Annotated in this window: 11 protein-coding genes and 1 pseudogene; 10 read left to right on the top strand and 2 right to left on the bottom strand. The window is 70.3% G+C overall.

Annotated elements, in window-relative coordinates; genetic code table 11:
* Position 1 precedes the first annotated feature (1 nt).
* The 3 genes from ACIA5C_RS37220 to ACIA5C_RS37210 all read left to right on the top strand — a co-directional run bounded on the left by ACIA5C_RS37220 (position 2) and on the right by ACIA5C_RS37210 (position 6,810).
* The gene (locus tag ACIA5C_RS37220) at positions 2-970 is read left to right on the top strand and encodes a helix-turn-helix domain-containing protein (RefSeq protein ID WP_396063617.1); all 969 of its coding nucleotides are present in this window, start codon (positions 2-4) and stop codon (positions 968-970) included.
* Between the two features lie 236 nt (positions 971-1,206).
* Entirely contained in the window at positions 1,207-3,516 is a 2,310-nt protein-coding gene (locus ACIA5C_RS37215) for a glycoside hydrolase family 3 protein (RefSeq protein ID WP_396063615.1), read from the top strand.
* Positions 3,517-3,669: 153 nt separating this feature from the next.
* Positions 3,670-6,810: a glycoside hydrolase family 2 TIM barrel-domain containing protein gene (locus tag ACIA5C_RS37210; RefSeq protein WP_396063613.1), complete on the top strand. Its 3,141-nt coding sequence runs from the start codon at positions 3,670-3,672 to the stop codon at positions 6,808-6,810.
* Between the two features lie 329 nt (positions 6,811-7,139).
* On the opposite strand, the gene ACIA5C_RS37205 is transcribed toward ACIA5C_RS37210, so the two are convergent.
* Positions 7,140-7,868 (bottom strand): alpha/beta hydrolase, encoded by a 729-nt coding sequence (locus tag ACIA5C_RS37205; protein WP_396063611.1) that lies wholly within the window; start codon positions 7,866-7,868, stop codon positions 7,140-7,142.
* Between the two features lie 396 nt (positions 7,869-8,264).
* Here ACIA5C_RS37205 and ACIA5C_RS37200 point away from each other — a divergent pair, with 396 nt between their 5' ends.
* Positions 8,265-9,005 carry a GAF domain-containing protein gene (locus ACIA5C_RS37200; RefSeq protein ID WP_396063609.1) on the top strand — a complete coding sequence of 247 codons (741 nt, stop codon included), beginning with the start codon at positions 8,265-8,267 and terminating at the stop codon, positions 9,003-9,005.
* 151 nt (positions 9,006-9,156) lie between these two features.
* The gene (locus ACIA5C_RS37195; RefSeq protein ID WP_396063607.1) at positions 9,157-10,815 is read left to right on the top strand and encodes a RecQ family ATP-dependent DNA helicase; all 1,659 of its coding nucleotides are present in this window, start codon (positions 9,157-9,159) and stop codon (positions 10,813-10,815) included.
* A 171-nt stretch (positions 10,816-10,986) separates the two neighbouring features.
* On the opposite strand, the gene ACIA5C_RS37190 is transcribed toward ACIA5C_RS37195, so the two are convergent.
* Complete coding sequence (locus ACIA5C_RS37190; RefSeq protein WP_396063605.1) at positions 10,987-11,301, bottom strand: STAS domain-containing protein; 315 nt, start codon at positions 11,299-11,301, stop codon at positions 10,987-10,989.
* Between the two features lie 229 nt (positions 11,302-11,530).
* Between ACIA5C_RS37190 and ACIA5C_RS37185 the strand changes: the two genes are divergently transcribed.
* The 5 genes and pseudogenes from ACIA5C_RS37185 (at position 11,531) to ACIA5C_RS37165 (ending at position 14,289) form a co-directional block, all read left to right on the top strand.
* The gene (locus ACIA5C_RS37185) at positions 11,531-11,932 is read left to right on the top strand and encodes an ATP-binding protein (protein WP_396063603.1); all 402 of its coding nucleotides are present in this window, start codon (positions 11,531-11,533) and stop codon (positions 11,930-11,932) included.
* Positions 11,932-12,199, top strand: a pseudogene (locus ACIA5C_RS37180) (cytochrome P450); the annotation flags it as partial. The gene ACIA5C_RS37185 and the pseudogene ACIA5C_RS37180, both read left to right, overlap by 1 nt.
* The gene (locus ACIA5C_RS37175; protein WP_396063601.1) at positions 12,196-12,453 is read left to right on the top strand and encodes a hypothetical protein; all 258 of its coding nucleotides are present in this window, start codon (positions 12,196-12,198) and stop codon (positions 12,451-12,453) included. The pseudogene ACIA5C_RS37180 and the gene ACIA5C_RS37175, both read left to right, overlap by 4 nt.
* A gap of 289 nt (positions 12,454-12,742) precedes the next feature.
* On the top strand, positions 12,743-14,017 hold the full coding sequence (locus tag ACIA5C_RS37170) for an MFS transporter (protein WP_396063599.1): 1,275 nt from the start codon (positions 12,743-12,745) through the stop codon (positions 14,015-14,017).
* Positions 13,969-14,289, top strand: coding sequence for a RidA family protein (locus tag ACIA5C_RS37165; protein ID WP_396063597.1), 321 nt, complete (start codon positions 13,969-13,971; stop codon positions 14,287-14,289). The genes ACIA5C_RS37170 and ACIA5C_RS37165 overlap by 49 nt, the downstream gene beginning before the upstream one ends.
* Positions 14,290-14,378 lie beyond the last annotated feature (89 nt).

The raw sequence follows: 14,378 nt of genomic DNA, 5'->3' as shown, positions 1-14,378 counted from the left end.
CATGCCCGTGCGGTACGAGCTCGGCGCCAGCGACCTCGGCGGCGTGCGCTTCGCGATCTCGCCGCTGAACGAACTCACCCTGTCGCTGCGCTGCTGGCGCGACCCGGGCCGCTATCCGTTGCAGCTGCCGTGGATCCGCCGCACCCGGCAGCTACGCGACCGCCTCGACGCCGAGATGCTGAACGCGCTGATCACGGACGTGCTCTGGACGCCGGACTTCCTCACCCCGCACCCGTACTCGCCGCTCGCCCGCATCGAGGACGAGCTGGCCGAGGTGGCCGCGACCCCGCCCGGCCGGGTCGAACGGGACCTGCGGCTGCTACACGGCGACGACATTCCGCCGCAGCTACGCGGACCGCACGTTCTCGGCCGGATCGTCGACGCACTGCAGGGCTACTGGGAACTATGTTTCGCGCCGTACTGGCCCCGGATGCGCGCGCTGCTGGAGGGCGACGTGACGTACCGGGGGCGGCAGATCGCGCAGCACGGCCTCGCGAGGATGTTCGCGGGGCTCTCCGAGCGGGTCAGCATGACCGGCGATGTCGTGGAGGTCCGCGTCCGCTCGGATGTCACGTACACGCGGGTCACCGAGGGCGGGCTCACGCTCGTACCGTCGAACTTTACGAGTGCGGTGTCGACGCCCGTCTCGCCCGACGAGCCGCCGATGATCATCTACCTGGCGCGGGGCGGCGGCACCCTGTGGGAGACCGAACCGCTGCCCGCGCCCGGAGCGCTGGCCGGCCTGATCGGCGCCCACCGCGCGGGTCTGCTGGTGCGGCTGGAGGCGCCGGCGTCCTCGACCGAGCTGGCCGTCCGGCTCGGAGTCACCGCGCCGGCCGTCAACCAGCACCTGCGCGCGCTGCGGGCGGCCGGGCTGCTGGTCAGCGTGCGGCACGGCCGCTCGGTGCTCTACCGCCGCACCGAGCTGGCCGACCGCCTGCTGCGGGCGACGATCAGCGAAACAGCTTGAGGCCCCGACCCGGTGGCGAGCGCAGATCCGGAGCGCTGCACACCTGCCCCACGCCCTCCGCGAAATGCCTTTTCGCGGCCGGCCCGCGGTACGAACGGGCGGCATTTCAGGCGCTGACGGAAACGACAGGTTTGCATTGACGGTCCTCGAAGACGCCACACACGATCGGCGGGATGAGGTCAAGCCCGGCCGGCGCGTGTGCGCGCCGGCCGTCCCGACCACCGAGGAGGACCGGCATGCGACCACGTGAACCCCTTATCCGGCACGCCCGACGAGGGCTCGCCGTCCTGTCCGCCGCCGCCCTGGTCGTGCCCCTGTTTCCGGGCACCGGCGCCGCCGCCGGCCGTGGAACGCTCCCGTACGAGAACCCCCGCCTGTCGGTCGACCGGCGGGTCGCCGACCTGCTGGGCCGGATGACGCCGGCCGAGAAGATCGGCCAGATGACCCAGGCCGAGCGCTCCGCAGTGGCGAGCGACCCCACGCTGATCGGCCGGTGGAACCTCGGCTCGGTACTCTCCGGCGGGGGCTCCACGCCGACGCCGAACACGCCCGCCGCCTGGGTGGCCATGGTCAACCAGTTCCAGCAGCAGGCGCTGAGCACCCGGCTGCACATCCCGCTGATCTACGGCATCGACGCGGTGCACGGCCACGGCAACGTGGCAGGCGCGACGATCTTCCCGCACAACGTCGGCCTCGGGTCGGCCCGCGACCCCGCGCTGACCGAACAGGTGTACCACGACACCGCCGTGGAGATGCGTGCCACCGGCATCCCGTGGGACTTCGCGCCGTGCGTCTGCGTGTCCCGCGACGAGCGCTGGGGCCGCACGTACGAGAGCTTCAGCGAGGACCCGGCGCTGGTGATCCGGATGGAGACCTCGGTCGACGGGCTCCAGGGTCCCGACCGGCGCGACCTCGGCCGGCCCGACCGGGTGCTGGCCACGGTGAAGCACTATGCCGGGGACGGCGACACCGAGTACGGCACGTCCACCACCGACTCGTACAAGATCGATCAGGGCGTGACCGTCACGAACCCCGCCGACTTCGCCCGGATCGACCTCTCGCCGTACGTGGCGGCGGTGCGCGGGCACCGCGTCGGCTCCGTGATGCCGTCGTACTCGAGCGTCGACTGGACCGAGGACGGCGTCGGCAACCCAATCAAGATGCACGCCAACGGCCAGCTGATCAACGGCGTCCTCAAGCGGGCCATCGGCTTCGACGGCTTCGTGATCACCGATTACAACGCCATCCACCAGATCCCGGACCCGAGCAACCCCACCTCCGGCGACCTGACCCCGTACAAGGTGCGGGTCGGCGTCAACGCCGGCAGCGACATGTTCATGGAGCCGAACACCGCTGGGCAGTTCGAGAGCCTGCTGAGCGCCGAGGTCGGCGCCGGGCGGGTCGGCATGGCCCGGATCAACGACGCGGTGCGGCGCATCCTGCGGATCAAGTTCCAGCTCGGGCTCTTCGAGCACCCGTACGCCTCCACGGCGAACGTCGGCCAGGTCGGCAGCGCCTCGCACCGGGCGCTCGCCCGGCAGGCCGCCGCCGAGTCGCAGGTGCTGCTGAAGAACCAGGGCCACGTGCTGCCGTTGCGGGCGAACGCGCACGTCTACGTAGCCGGGCGCAACGCCGACAACATCGGCAACCAGGCGGGCGGCTGGACGCTGCAGTGGCAGGGCGTCAGCGGCAGCCACGTCATTCCCGGCACGACGATTCTCGACGGCATGAGGCAGGTGGCGCCGGCGGCCCGGGTCACCTACAGCGCGGACGGAACGGCGCCGACCGCCGGCTCCGACGTCGGCGTGGTGGTTGTCGGCGAGACCCCGTACGCCGAGGGCTACGGCGACGTGGGGGGCCCGGCGTGGCCGTACGGGTCACCGGAGCAGCAGGAGCCGAAGTCGCTGACGCTGCAGCCGGGCGACCGCGCCGTGGTCGACCGCGTCTGCAAGGCCGTGGCCAAGTGCGTGGTGCTGGTCGTCTCCGGCCGGCCGCAGGTGCTCACCGACCAGCTCGGCGAGATCGACGGACTGGTCGCGTCGTGGCTGCCCGGCAGCGAGGGCACCGGTGTGGCGGACGTGCTGTTCGGGCGCCGCCCGTTCACCGGCCGCCTGTCGATGACGTGGCCCCGCACCACCGCACAGGTGCCCATCAACGTCGGCGACCCGAATTACCAGCCTCTCTACCCGTACGGCTGGGGACTGCGTACCGACCGCGGGCGCGACCGGCTCGCGGCGGCTGCCGGAGCCCGGCCCACGGCGGCCGTCCGGGCCTTGCTGGCCGCCGGCAACTGGCGCTCCGACGGCTCGCTGCGCACCGACGCCCGTACGCTCGGGACCGCCGAGCGAGCTCTGAGCGGGTCCGGGCGTTCGGCGGCGCTGCCGGACGCCATCCTCTCGCTGGTGCGCGACGCGGCTCAGGCACAGGTCGTGGCCGGCCACGCGAAGGCCGGTTGGGCCGCCACGCTGGCGGACGCCGATCACGCGCAGGCGAGCGGTGCGACGTCCCGCGCCTTCACCCTGCTGCGCCGGGTGGCGGCCGGCTGACGATGTCCGGGCCGTGCAGCGGCGGCTGCACGGCCCGGGCGACGACCTCCCCCAGTTGAGTTGATCTATCGGCGCCCGTAGATTCATTGCCGGTCGCGGCGAGGCACCAGCAGGTCGGCACCAGCACGTCGGCACGGTGAAGGAGTGGTCAGCGTGAAGGCATCCCCGAGGCGACTGTTCGCGGCGGGCCTGGCGGCGATCACGGCGCTGGCCGTCGCCCCGGCCGCGGCGTCCGCCACCCCTACCCCGCCCGCAGCGCCCGCCGCGTACTCCCCGGCGCCCGGGCCGCTGCTCACCGGCGCCGACGTGGCCGTCGCCCACCACGAGGGCGGCACGTACGACTTCGACACCGGCTGGCGCTTCGCCCTCGTCAATTCCGCCGGCGTGACCGACCCGACCAGGGCGTACGCCCACGCCGCCGACCCGTCCTACAACGACTCCGGCTGGCGGCGGGTCACCGTCCCGCACGACTGGAGCATCGAGCTCAACCCCACCCCGGGCCCGGCGACGACCTCCGGCACCGGCTTCTACCAGGGCGGCCTGGGGTGGTACCGGCGCACGTTCACCCTCCCCACCACGTTGACGGGCAAGCACCTGAGCGTGGAGTTCGACGGCGTCTACATGGACTCGGAGGTGTACCTCAACGGCCACCTCCTCGGCGTCCACCACTACGGCTACACGGGTTTCAGTCTCGACCTGACCGGGGCGCACACCGACGGCCGCACCGCCAACCTGCTCGCGGTGAAGGTACGCAACCAGGTGCCCAGCAGCCGCTGGTACTCGGGCAGCGGCATCTACCGCAACGTGCGGCTGGTGGCCACCGGGGCGGTCCGCGTGCAACGCAACGGCATGGCCGTGACCACGCCCGACGTCGCGCACGGCGTGGCGCGCGTGGCCACCACCATCGACGGCGCGAACGGCACACCCGTGCGGGTGACCTCCACGCTGCGCGATGCGCGCGGGCGCGTCGCCGGTTCGGCCTCGACCACCACGTCGACCGGGCAGGCGAGCGTCGACGTGCGCATCGGCCGGCCGCACCTGTGGGACGTGAACGACCCGTACCTCTACAGCGTCACCACGCAGTTGCGGGTCGCCGGCCGGGTGGTCGATACCTACGTCGCGCGCACCGGCTTCCGCACCACCCGCTTCGACCCGCAGGGCGGGTTCTTCCTCAACGGGCGCCGGACCAAGCTGCAGGGCGTCAACCTGCACCACGACCTGGGCGCGCTCGGCGCGGCGGTCAACCGCGACGAGATCGTACGCCGGCTGAAGATCATGAAGGGCATGGGCGTCAACGCCGTACGCACCTCGCACAACCCGCCCGCCCCGGAACTCGTCGAGGCCGCCGAACAGCTCGGGATCGTGCTGATGGTCGAGGCGTTCGACGTCTGGAACGTGGCCAAGGTGCCCTACGACTACGCCCGGTTCTTCCCGGCCGACTCCGACGCCGACATCACCGAGATGGTGCGCGACTATCGCAATTCCCCCGCCGTGATCATGTGGTCGATCGGAAACGAGATCCCCAACTCGTGGCAGCCCGAGGCGGTGCCGATCGCCCGCCGGCTGATCGACGACGTGCGGGCCCAGGACCCCACCCGTCCGGTCGTCATCGGCTCCGACAAGTACCGCAGCGTGCCCGCCCCCGGTTCGCCGCTGGAGCAGATCCTGCTGATGCTCGACGGCGTCGGCCTGAACTACAACACCGCCACCTCGGTCGACGCGCTGCACGCCCGCTATCCGCACACGTTCTTCTTCGAATCGGAGTCGTCGTCGGAGACCTCCACCCGCGGCGAGTACGACCAGCCCGAACAGCTCAACACCGGCGAGGACCACACGCCCGGCCACCGCGCCGCGTCGTCCTACGACAACAACCTCGAGTCGTGGACGATGAGCGGTGAATACTCGCTGAAGAAGGACCGCGACCGGGTGTGGTTCCTCGGCCAGTTCCTGTGGTCCGGCATCGACTACATCGGTGAGCCGACGCCGTTCGACGTCTACCCGGTCAAGACGTCGTTCTTCGGCGCCACCGACACGGCCGGCTTCGCCAAGGACCAGTACTACCTGTTCCAGAGCCAGTGGACCCGGCAGCCCATGGTGCATCTGGTGCCGATGGACTGGACCGCACACCAACCCGGCGACACGGTGCAGGTCTGGGCGTACTCGAACGTCGACACTGTCGAGCTGTTCCTCAACGGGCGTTCGCTCGGCGTGCGGCACTTCGACCACAAGGTCACCGCGGACGACCGTCCCTACCTGGAGACCACCGAGCGGACCGGCGACGACAAGACGACACCGACCGGCAGCTACATCGACAGCGACGGCACCTCCGGTCACTTGCGGCTGACCTGGAACGTTCCGTTCCAGTCCGGCCGCCTGGTGGCCGTCGCCCGGCAGAACGGCCACGTGGTGGCCCGCGACCAGGTGGAGACCGCCGGGACACCGGCGGCCGTCCGGCTCACGGTCGACCGCCATGCCGTGCCGGCGGACGGCCGCTCGCTGGCCGTCGTCACCGCCGACGTGGTCGACCGCCGCGGCGTCGTCGTGCCGACGGCCGGCAACCTGCTGACCTTTTCGGTTCGCGGCGGCCGGCTGGTCGGCGTGGACAACGGCCGGCAGGAAAGCGCGGAGAGCTACAAGGCGGCATACCGTACGGCGTTCCACGGCAAGGCGCTGGCGATGGTCACGCCGACCGGCCCCGGCGCGCTTTCGGTGAGTGTCTCCGGTACGGGCCTGCGCACCGGCCGGGTGTCGGTCCTCGCGCTGCCGCCGCTCGGGCCCCCTTCGCAGCAGGGACCGGCGCCGGTCACGTGGTTCACCCCCGGCGCGCCGACCACACCGGTCCCCGGCCGTGTGCCCGGCGTCGGCGCCAGCTTCTCCGGCGCCGAGGAGACACCCCCGGCCGCGATGGTGGACGGGGACACCGCCACCGCATGGTCCGACGCGTACGTCCAGCCGGCCACTCCCCTGTTGCCGCAGATCAGCGCGGCCCGCCCCGCCGACTGGGTATCGCTGTCGTGGTCCCCGGCCCGGCGGGTGGGCGGCCTACAGGCCTGGTTCCTCTCCGACGCCCAGCACGCGCGACCGGCCACGATCGGCGTCTCGGCGTGGGACGGCGCGCGTTGGCGCCCGGTGACGGGCGTCCGCGTCACCTGGCCCGCGTCGGCCACCGGCCCGGCGACGATCGCGTTCCCGGCGGTGCGCACGACTGCGCTGCGGCTGGAGATGACAAGCAGCCGGCCGGAGACGCCGTCGGGCTTCCTCGGCATCGCGGAGCTGCGGGCCACACCCGCCTGACGGCCCGGGCCCGGCAGCTCCCGGCTCCGGCCCGGCCATCAGCTCCACCGCGGTGACCGGACCAGGGCGGGATCGAGCCTCTCGCCCTCATCCCGCGGGGGCGTCCTCGCCGGCTTCTCGCGCCAGATCGCCGAGGGCGGCCGCGCACGCCGCGAGGTCCGTGCACAGTCGCCGCTGCGCGGCGGGCGTCAAGGCCGGTCAGCATGGTTTTCTTCACCACGCTGACCGCCTCGTCGGCGGCGGCGAGCCTGCCCATCCCCGCCTGGGCCAACTCGGTCGGCAACACCTTGCATCAGTGTGCCGTCCGCGGAGGCGCAGAGCAGAGTGACTCATCGGTCGGGCGTCACCGTATCGGGCAACCACGCCGACGCGCGTCGCACGACGTCGTCCGGCACCTCGTGACCACCGTGGAACTCCTCGTACGTCACGTCGTAGCTAGATCTGCGCAACCGCGGCACCAGCCGCCGGCTGCACCGGTCGATCGGCAGCACCCGGTCGCCGTCGCCGTGCGAAATGAAGACTCGGGGCGCGCCGTGTATCACCATCGGGGCGGCGAAGCCGGGAGAGAACGCCAGCACGCTGTCGAACAGGTCCCCGTTGGTGAGCCCGAGCGTCAAGGCGTACGAGGCGCCGTCGGAGAAGCCGCCAATACTCATGTGGTCGACCGGATAGCCGCCGAGCACCTCGGACAGCACCCGATCGAGCCGCCGGACGTCCGGGCCGAACCCGGAGGAGATGACATCCCAGCTGGTCCCAGCCGACTTGGGCGCCACCAGCAGCAGCCGCCGGCTCTGCGCCACCGGGAGCATCAGCTCCAGGCCCTGCCGGGCCGAGCCGCCGGCGCCATGCAGAAGGATCACGAGCCGGTACGGCCCCGCGTCGACCGGCTCAGGCACGTACGTCAAGGCCGGCAGCCCGCCGTCGGAGCCCACGATCGGCACCAGGCCGGTGCGGGTCGCCGGTCGTACGGGCGCGCTGAGACGAACGCTCAACCGGCCATGCCCCGAGTTCTCCTCGGGTGCGCCGTGCGCGTGCCCCGGTTCCTCGATGATCGGCATACGCCCTCCCTGAACTGCTGGCCGCGGGTCAGTCCGGTGTCCCGTCCGGCCCAAGCTGGACCTAGTCGGCGAAGACGTCTGTGCTCATGCCAGCCGCATACCCCGCGATGGGACTCCCATTCCGTTCGCAGGCGGCATGGGCGAGGCCCTCTGCCTGGAAGATCGGCTTACGGCGGGCATGCCCTGCGACGGCGCCGTGCCGTACCGCTCGAGTACCACTCATTGGAAGACGGACACGACCGCCGGGTCACGCCGGTACTCCGGGCGCGAATAGACGTGGTCGCGGCTGCTTCCGTCCGGCTCGGCGACACGTACGGTGGCCGGCGGCAGCTTGTCGCGTAGGTCGGCGCCGACCGGGTATCCGTGGTCAACGGTCGCTGAGAACAGGATGGAATCATGTCGACGTTGCCGCACCCCGAACGGGTATCGCCCGGGCGTCACGGCCCGCTGGCCGAAGCCCTCGTCGCCCTGGCGGAGACACCGGCCCACGCTTCGGGCGTCGAGCAGCGCCTCGCCGCGATCGCAGCCCTGGCCGCCGACCGGGTCGCCGCTTCCGACTACGCATCGATCACGACGCTGCACGGGCGCGAATACACCACCGTCGCGGCCAGCAGCGACATCGCACTGGCCGTCGACGAAGCGCAGTTCGCCGACCGGGCCGGCCCCTGCCTCCAGGCTCTGGAGACCGGCGAACCGGTCGGCGTGCCCGACATCGCGGCAACGATGGACTGGCCGGGCTTCCACGAGGTGGCGCCGGCTCTGGGCCTGCGGGCCTCGATCTCGATCCCGCTCTACAACGGGCGAGGCACGACGATCGCCGTGCTCAACCTCTACGGCCGCGACGACGCCGCGATGAAACCGCTGATCGCCGCGATGGCAGAACGGTATGCCGGCAGCCGTGAACTCGATCTGGATGCTGGCGGCCCACCGGTGTCCGACCCCGGAGCCGAGGAACTGCTCGCTGGATACGCCGGCGCCCTGTCCGTGCGGGCCACCATCCAGCTTGCCCTGGACGTCCTCGCCGGCAGCACCCCCGACCGCACCGACGACGCCTACACCGAGCTGTGCGCGCGAGCCGCGGACAACGGAACCTCGCTGAGCGTTGCGGCAGCCGGCGTCCTGAAGCGGTTCCTGTGACCGGACGCGCGCCCGTGCACCGGGTACGCGCGCCGAAACTCTCGCGGCGGTCAACGACCCGGTCACCGACGCACACGCCCTCGGGCACCTGGCCGACCTGCTGGTCAGCTTCGGACAGCAGAAGTGCCTCGCCGGTGGGTACGCGGCGGCAATGAACGCCATGGAGGTCGACCCCGACACGGAAGGTGATCTGCGCCGGTTGCGGTCGGTGGCCGCTCGGCTGTACGGCTGGAAGGAACTGCATCCGCTGCAGGCCGCCGCCATGGTCCACGTGATGGCCGGCCGCGACACGCTGCTCGTAGCTCCCACCGGATTCGGCAAGTCCGCGGTCTACCAGGTGCCGGCCGTGCTGCTCGACGGGCCGACCGTGGTGGTGACGCCGCTGCTGGCCCTGCAGCGTGACCAGATGAAAGGACTCGCCGCCAGCTTGGCGCCCGACACCCGCGTGGTGAACTCGTCGACGTCCGACAGCGCTGACAACCAGGCTTTCCAGGCGCTGAGGCAGGGCGACGCCGAGTTCGTGTTCCTCACCCCGGAGCAGTTGGCCAAACCGGAGGTCCTCGATCGGCTGGCCACGGCGCACCCGTCGTTGTTCGTGGTCGACGAGGCGCATTGCGTCTCCGCCTGGGGTCACGACTTCCGCCCGGACTACCTACGCCTGGGCGAGGCCGTCGAACGTCTCGGTCACCCCACGGTGCTCGCGCTGACCGCGACCGCCGCTCCACCGATACGCGAGGACATCGGCGCCCGGCTCGGGATGCGCCAACCCGAGCAGGTGATCGGTGGCTTCGACCGGCCGAACATCTGGCTGGGCGCCTACCGGCAGATCACCCCCGCGGAGAAGCAACGCGCCGTCATCGAGCACGCAACACGGCTGGACCCGCCGGGGTTGGTGTACACCCAGACCCGCGGGGAAACCGAGGCGTACGCGCAGGCGCTGCGCGACGCCGGCGTGCAGGCATACCCCTACCACGCCGGCCTCAAGGCCGCGCAACGTCGCGAGGTCCACGACGCCTTCCTCACCTCCCCGCACGTCGTGGTGGTGGCGACCTCCGCGTTCGGAATGGGAATCGACAAACCCGACGTGCGCTACGTGCTGCACACCGGGCCGGCCGAGTCCCTGGACTCCTACTATCAGCAGATCGGGCGGGCCGGCCGCGACGGCGACGATGCGTACGCGCTGCTGTTCTACCGCCCGGAGGACATGCGGCTGCCGCGGTTCTTCACCTCCGGGACCGTCGACGACGAGCTGCTCGCCCGGCTGGGCCGGGCACTGCGCCGCCACGACCACTCGGTCACCGCCACCGACGTCGCCGCCGAACTCGACGTCAGCCGCGCCCGGGTGACCCGGTCACTCAACCTGTTCCAGCAGAGCGGCACAGTCATCTCGACCCGCCGCGGCTTCCGTTGGGACGGCCACACCGGCGTCGAGCAGGCTGTCGCCGCCGCGGCCGAGGTCGCCGCGCAGCAGCGGCGTGTCGAGCTGACCCGGGTCGAGATGATGCGCGGATACGCCGAGACCACCGGCTGCCGGCGACAGTTCCTGCTGGGCTACTTCGGCAGCGCCCCCCAGCAGCCGTGCGGCGCCTGTGACACCTGCGCGGCCGGCACTGCCCCGGAGCTGCCAACCGGTGAGACGGGCTTCGCGGTGCAGTCACGCGTTCGGCATGCCGAATGGGGCGACGGGATCGTGATGCGCGAGGAGGACGACCGGCTCACCGTCCTGTTCGACGAAGAGGGTTACCGGACCCTGTCCCTGCGAGCGGTACGCGACAACAACCTGCTGACACTTCAGCGGACCTCGGAGTAGGCGCCGACGGCCGCCTCGACTGGCTGCCGGATCGAGCAGTCGGTAAGTTCTGGGCCGCCAGTCGCGTCGAACCGTTCGTCGCCGGGTTTCGTGGCATGCAACTCTGCGCAGAGACGTCGGTCCTCAAGGCCCGGCAGCAGCTTACGAACCTCGGGATACAACCGGTCAAGGTCACTCGCTATCGGTGAGGGCCTGAAGGATGCCGACGATTGCCAGGACCCGGGCGACGGCGGGCTGCACGTTTACCAGGCGGAACGGCGCCGACCGCTGCGTGGCTGCCGCGTAGGCCCGTTCCAGCGAGGCGATCCCGGTGGAGTCGCAGAATGTCACGCCGGAAAAGTCGACCTGCACGCCCATCGCTGCTTCCTGTCCGACCGCGGCCATCAAAGCGTCGTCCAGCCGTGGCGCAGTACCCATATCGATCTCACCGACCACCGACACCTGGATCATCGCACCACCCAGCACGCAGGTATTGACGTCGATCATGAACCCGGCTCCTGTCGCTTGTGCCGTCCCGCCACTCCGCTCTGGACGTCAATGCTCGTCCCCACCAGCCCGGGACAATACAGATGTCGTCCGGCGCGGGCAGCGCCGAAGACGCGGCCCGGCCCAGCGCGCCGCCGCCGGCATCGATGACACCCTGGCTTGAGCCCGCATCGACCCGACAACGGACCACCGCGGTGTACCCGTGCGCGCATAGGGTAGAAACTCGGTCATGCAGGTGCTGCGGTTACCCTTCGACCACGGTACCGACAGCGCTACAGTCCGACAGGTGGCCCGAGGCCACCTGATTCACTGGCAGACGGCAGAGCTGGTCGACGACACCTTGCTCGTTATCACCGAACTGGTACAAAACGTTATCCGGCACACCGGTGACGGCGGCGAAGTCGCACTCAGCCATCGCGGCGACGTCGTGCTGGTCGAAGTCTTCGACCACAGCCCTGACCTGCCCGAGCTGCTGGCACCGGATCTGCGGCGCCTCGGTGGCCGGGGCATGCTGCTGATCGACGCGGTCAGTCACGGCTGGGGAAGCCGGTCCACCCCGACCGGGAAAGTGGTCTGGGCCCGTCTGCCCATAAAGCCGACCGACGCCCCCCGCGCACCCTGGGCCATCTGACGCTCCCCGCGATCGAGGAATTGCTGCGGGTCTACACGATCGCCGAGTTCGCCAACTCCCGCATCGCCGTCGAGGACGTGGAGATCGACGACGTGACCATCCGGGCCGGCGATCACGTCCTGGAGCTGCAGATTGTCTTCGACACCCTCTTCCGCCGGATTCCGACGCTGCGCCTGGCCAAACCCGCCGACCGGCTGCCCTACAAGGACGACGCCTTCATCTACGGCATCCACCGAGGTACCCGTGACCTGGCAGGCTCCGGCATGACCAAAATCCTGGATCCCACCCGCACCGACCTCTACACCACGACCGGACTGCGCCGGCTCGGCAGCCGTCTACGCCCGGGCGGGGCGTTCGGATTGTGGTCCGACGACGCACCGGGCCGAGACCTCCCTCGGCAACGTCGATACCCGGGTCCTGCAGATCTGGACGAGGCCGTCCGCGCCTTCGAGGAGCGGAAGTGGGCACGAGCCGACAAATGGGCGAAGATGAGACGGCGGCCGGCTCGGGACGCCTGGTGAGCCGGGACCCCGCCGAAGCTCTCGCCCTCTTCGACGAGTGCAGGCATCCTGACGTACGCGGCTCGCTGATATGGTGCTGGTGTTGCACCTAGGGTTCCGCTCTCAGGTGGGTTGACGCTCCTGGAGGTCCGTGACCGAGCGGTGCCAGCGCTGGGCGTTCCGGCGTCGCAACTGACGGGACAAAAGCCCTGAGGTCACTTTTCAGTGCCTTCAGGGAGGTTGTGATGACGTCGGTTGGTGTCGAGTGATGGCCTTGGGGTGCTATCGCAATGTTTTACGAGGTCGCCAGGTGCCGCGCCTGCTGTCTGCCATGGTCGTCGGTCGGCTGCCGAACGGCATGCGGCCCTTGGGCATCGTGCTTCTCGTTCATCAGCAGCAGGGTTCCTACGCTGTAGCCGGGGCGGCGCTGGCAGCGCTGATGATCGGAACCACCGCGAGTGCACCGTTTCGGGGGCGGGCCGTCGACCGATGGGGACAGTCACGGGTCTTGCCCGCCCTCGCGCTGTTCCAGACTGGCGCCCTTGCAGGGTTCGTCGCGGCCGCGCTGACCCATCGGGGCGCGCCGGCCATGTACGTGTTCGCGGCGATGACGGGTGCGACGAGCTCGACGCTCGGCGGGTCTATGCGGGCGCTGTGGCCGGTGGTGGTCGATTCCGCCGAAAATTTGCCGGCGGCCTACGCACTCCAGGCACTCGTTGAAGATCTGATCTCTGTGGCCGGTCCGCTGGCCGCCTCGCTGCTGCTGACGGTTGCCTCGCCCGCCTGGGTCCTCGTCATCTCCGGAGTCGCCGGTTCGGTCGGCACCACAGCGTTCGTCACTGCGCCCGCCTCCCGCTCCACCGGCCGGCGAACGGGCTCCAGCATGAGCTTGTCTGGCGCCTTGAGCACACCCGGGATGCGAGTGCTGGTGTGCATGCTCACTTCCACCGGAGCCGTCATCGGAGTCCTCAACGTTGCCATTCCCGCTCTCGCCGAGGACCGGGCGTCGACCGGTGGCGTGCTGCTGGCCATCATGTCGGCCGGCAGCATGCTCAGCGGTCTGTACTACGGGGCCCGAGCCTGGAAGACCGGACCCAGCCGCCGCTACGTGTGGCTGGCTGCCATCTTCGCAGCCATGGTTGCTCCCCTACCGGCAGCAGCATCGGTCATACAACTCGGCGGGTTGCTTGTGCTCGTTGGACTTGCCTACGCACCCAGCATGATCTCGGCGTATCTGCTGCTCGACGATCTCGCTCCTGCTGAAGCCCTGACCGAGGCCTATACGTGGCTGATCAGTGCCAACGCGGGCGGCCTCGCACTCGGCTCGGCGCTCGCCGGGCTGTCCATGCAGCGTGCTGGCATTCATTGGACACTGGCCCTCGCTGATGTCAGCGCCACGATCGGGCTCGTAGTCGGGATCGTCTACCGCGACCGGCTCGAACCGTTGCGGGAGGGATGCACGGGGCTGCCTCGTCGACCAGTCAACATCAGACGAAGCGGATCTTCGGCAACACCTCGATGCGCCTGCGGGAAGCCATGCAGCAGGAGAATCGGCGGCCCGGCCCCGCCAATGCGTACGAAGTAGTTCGTGCGGTCGACGGCGATGCGCCGGCTCGAAAATTCGTCGAGGCCGCGCAGGTCGCCGTGGACGACGCCGGGCAGTTAGTCGCGCCAGGCGACGCCGCCGCTCAGGCGGAACGCATCTTCGAGATCATCCGCGCGATCCTCAGACCGCACGGAGGGACCTTCGCCGACGTGATGCACATCCGCACGTTCACATCAGACCTGGACGACCTGGAGGTAGAGGTGACCGCGGCAGTCCGATCCGAATGCCAGCAGCAACTCGCCCAGCAGTAATGGATGTCGCCATCTGAGGCTTTCAAAACCCTTTCACGGCCGATCCAAGGGTAGGCGACTGGTGATGCGCCGGCTCTAGACTCTGTCGC

The sequence above is a fragment of the Actinoplanes sp. NPDC051343 genome (assembly GCF_044455125.1).
Taxonomy (GTDB): Bacteria; Actinomycetota; Actinomycetes; order Mycobacteriales; family Micromonosporaceae; genus Actinoplanes.
The sequence above is the reverse complement of the archived record's forward strand: the minus strand, read 5'-3'. Positions and strand labels throughout refer to the sequence as shown.

Coding starts and splice junctions, on each gene's coding strand:
- ACIA5C_RS37220 (WP_396063617.1), top strand. CDS start 2: ATGCCCGTGCGGTACGAGCTCGGCGCCAGCGACCTCGGCGGCGTGCGC.
- ACIA5C_RS37215 (WP_396063615.1), top strand. CDS start 1,207: ATGCGACCACGTGAACCCCTTATCCGGCACGCCCGACGAGGGCTCGCC.
- ACIA5C_RS37205 (WP_396063611.1), bottom strand. CDS start 7,868: ATGCCGATCATCGAGGAACCGGGGCACGCGCACGGCGCACCCGAGGAG.
- ACIA5C_RS37200 (WP_396063609.1), top strand. CDS start 8,265: ATGTCGACGTTGCCGCACCCCGAACGGGTATCGCCCGGGCGTCACGGC.
- ACIA5C_RS37195 (WP_396063607.1), top strand. CDS start 9,157: ATGAACGCCATGGAGGTCGACCCCGACACGGAAGGTGATCTGCGCCGG.
- ACIA5C_RS37190 (WP_396063605.1), bottom strand. CDS start 11,301: ATGATCGACGTCAATACCTGCGTGCTGGGTGGTGCGATGATCCAGGTG.
- ACIA5C_RS37185 (WP_396063603.1), top strand. CDS start 11,531: ATGCAGGTGCTGCGGTTACCCTTCGACCACGGTACCGACAGCGCTACA.
- ACIA5C_RS37175 (WP_396063601.1), top strand. CDS start 12,196: ATGACCAAAATCCTGGATCCCACCCGCACCGACCTCTACACCACGACC.
- ACIA5C_RS37165 (WP_396063597.1), top strand. CDS start 13,969: ATGCAGCAGGAGAATCGGCGGCCCGGCCCCGCCAATGCGTACGAAGTA.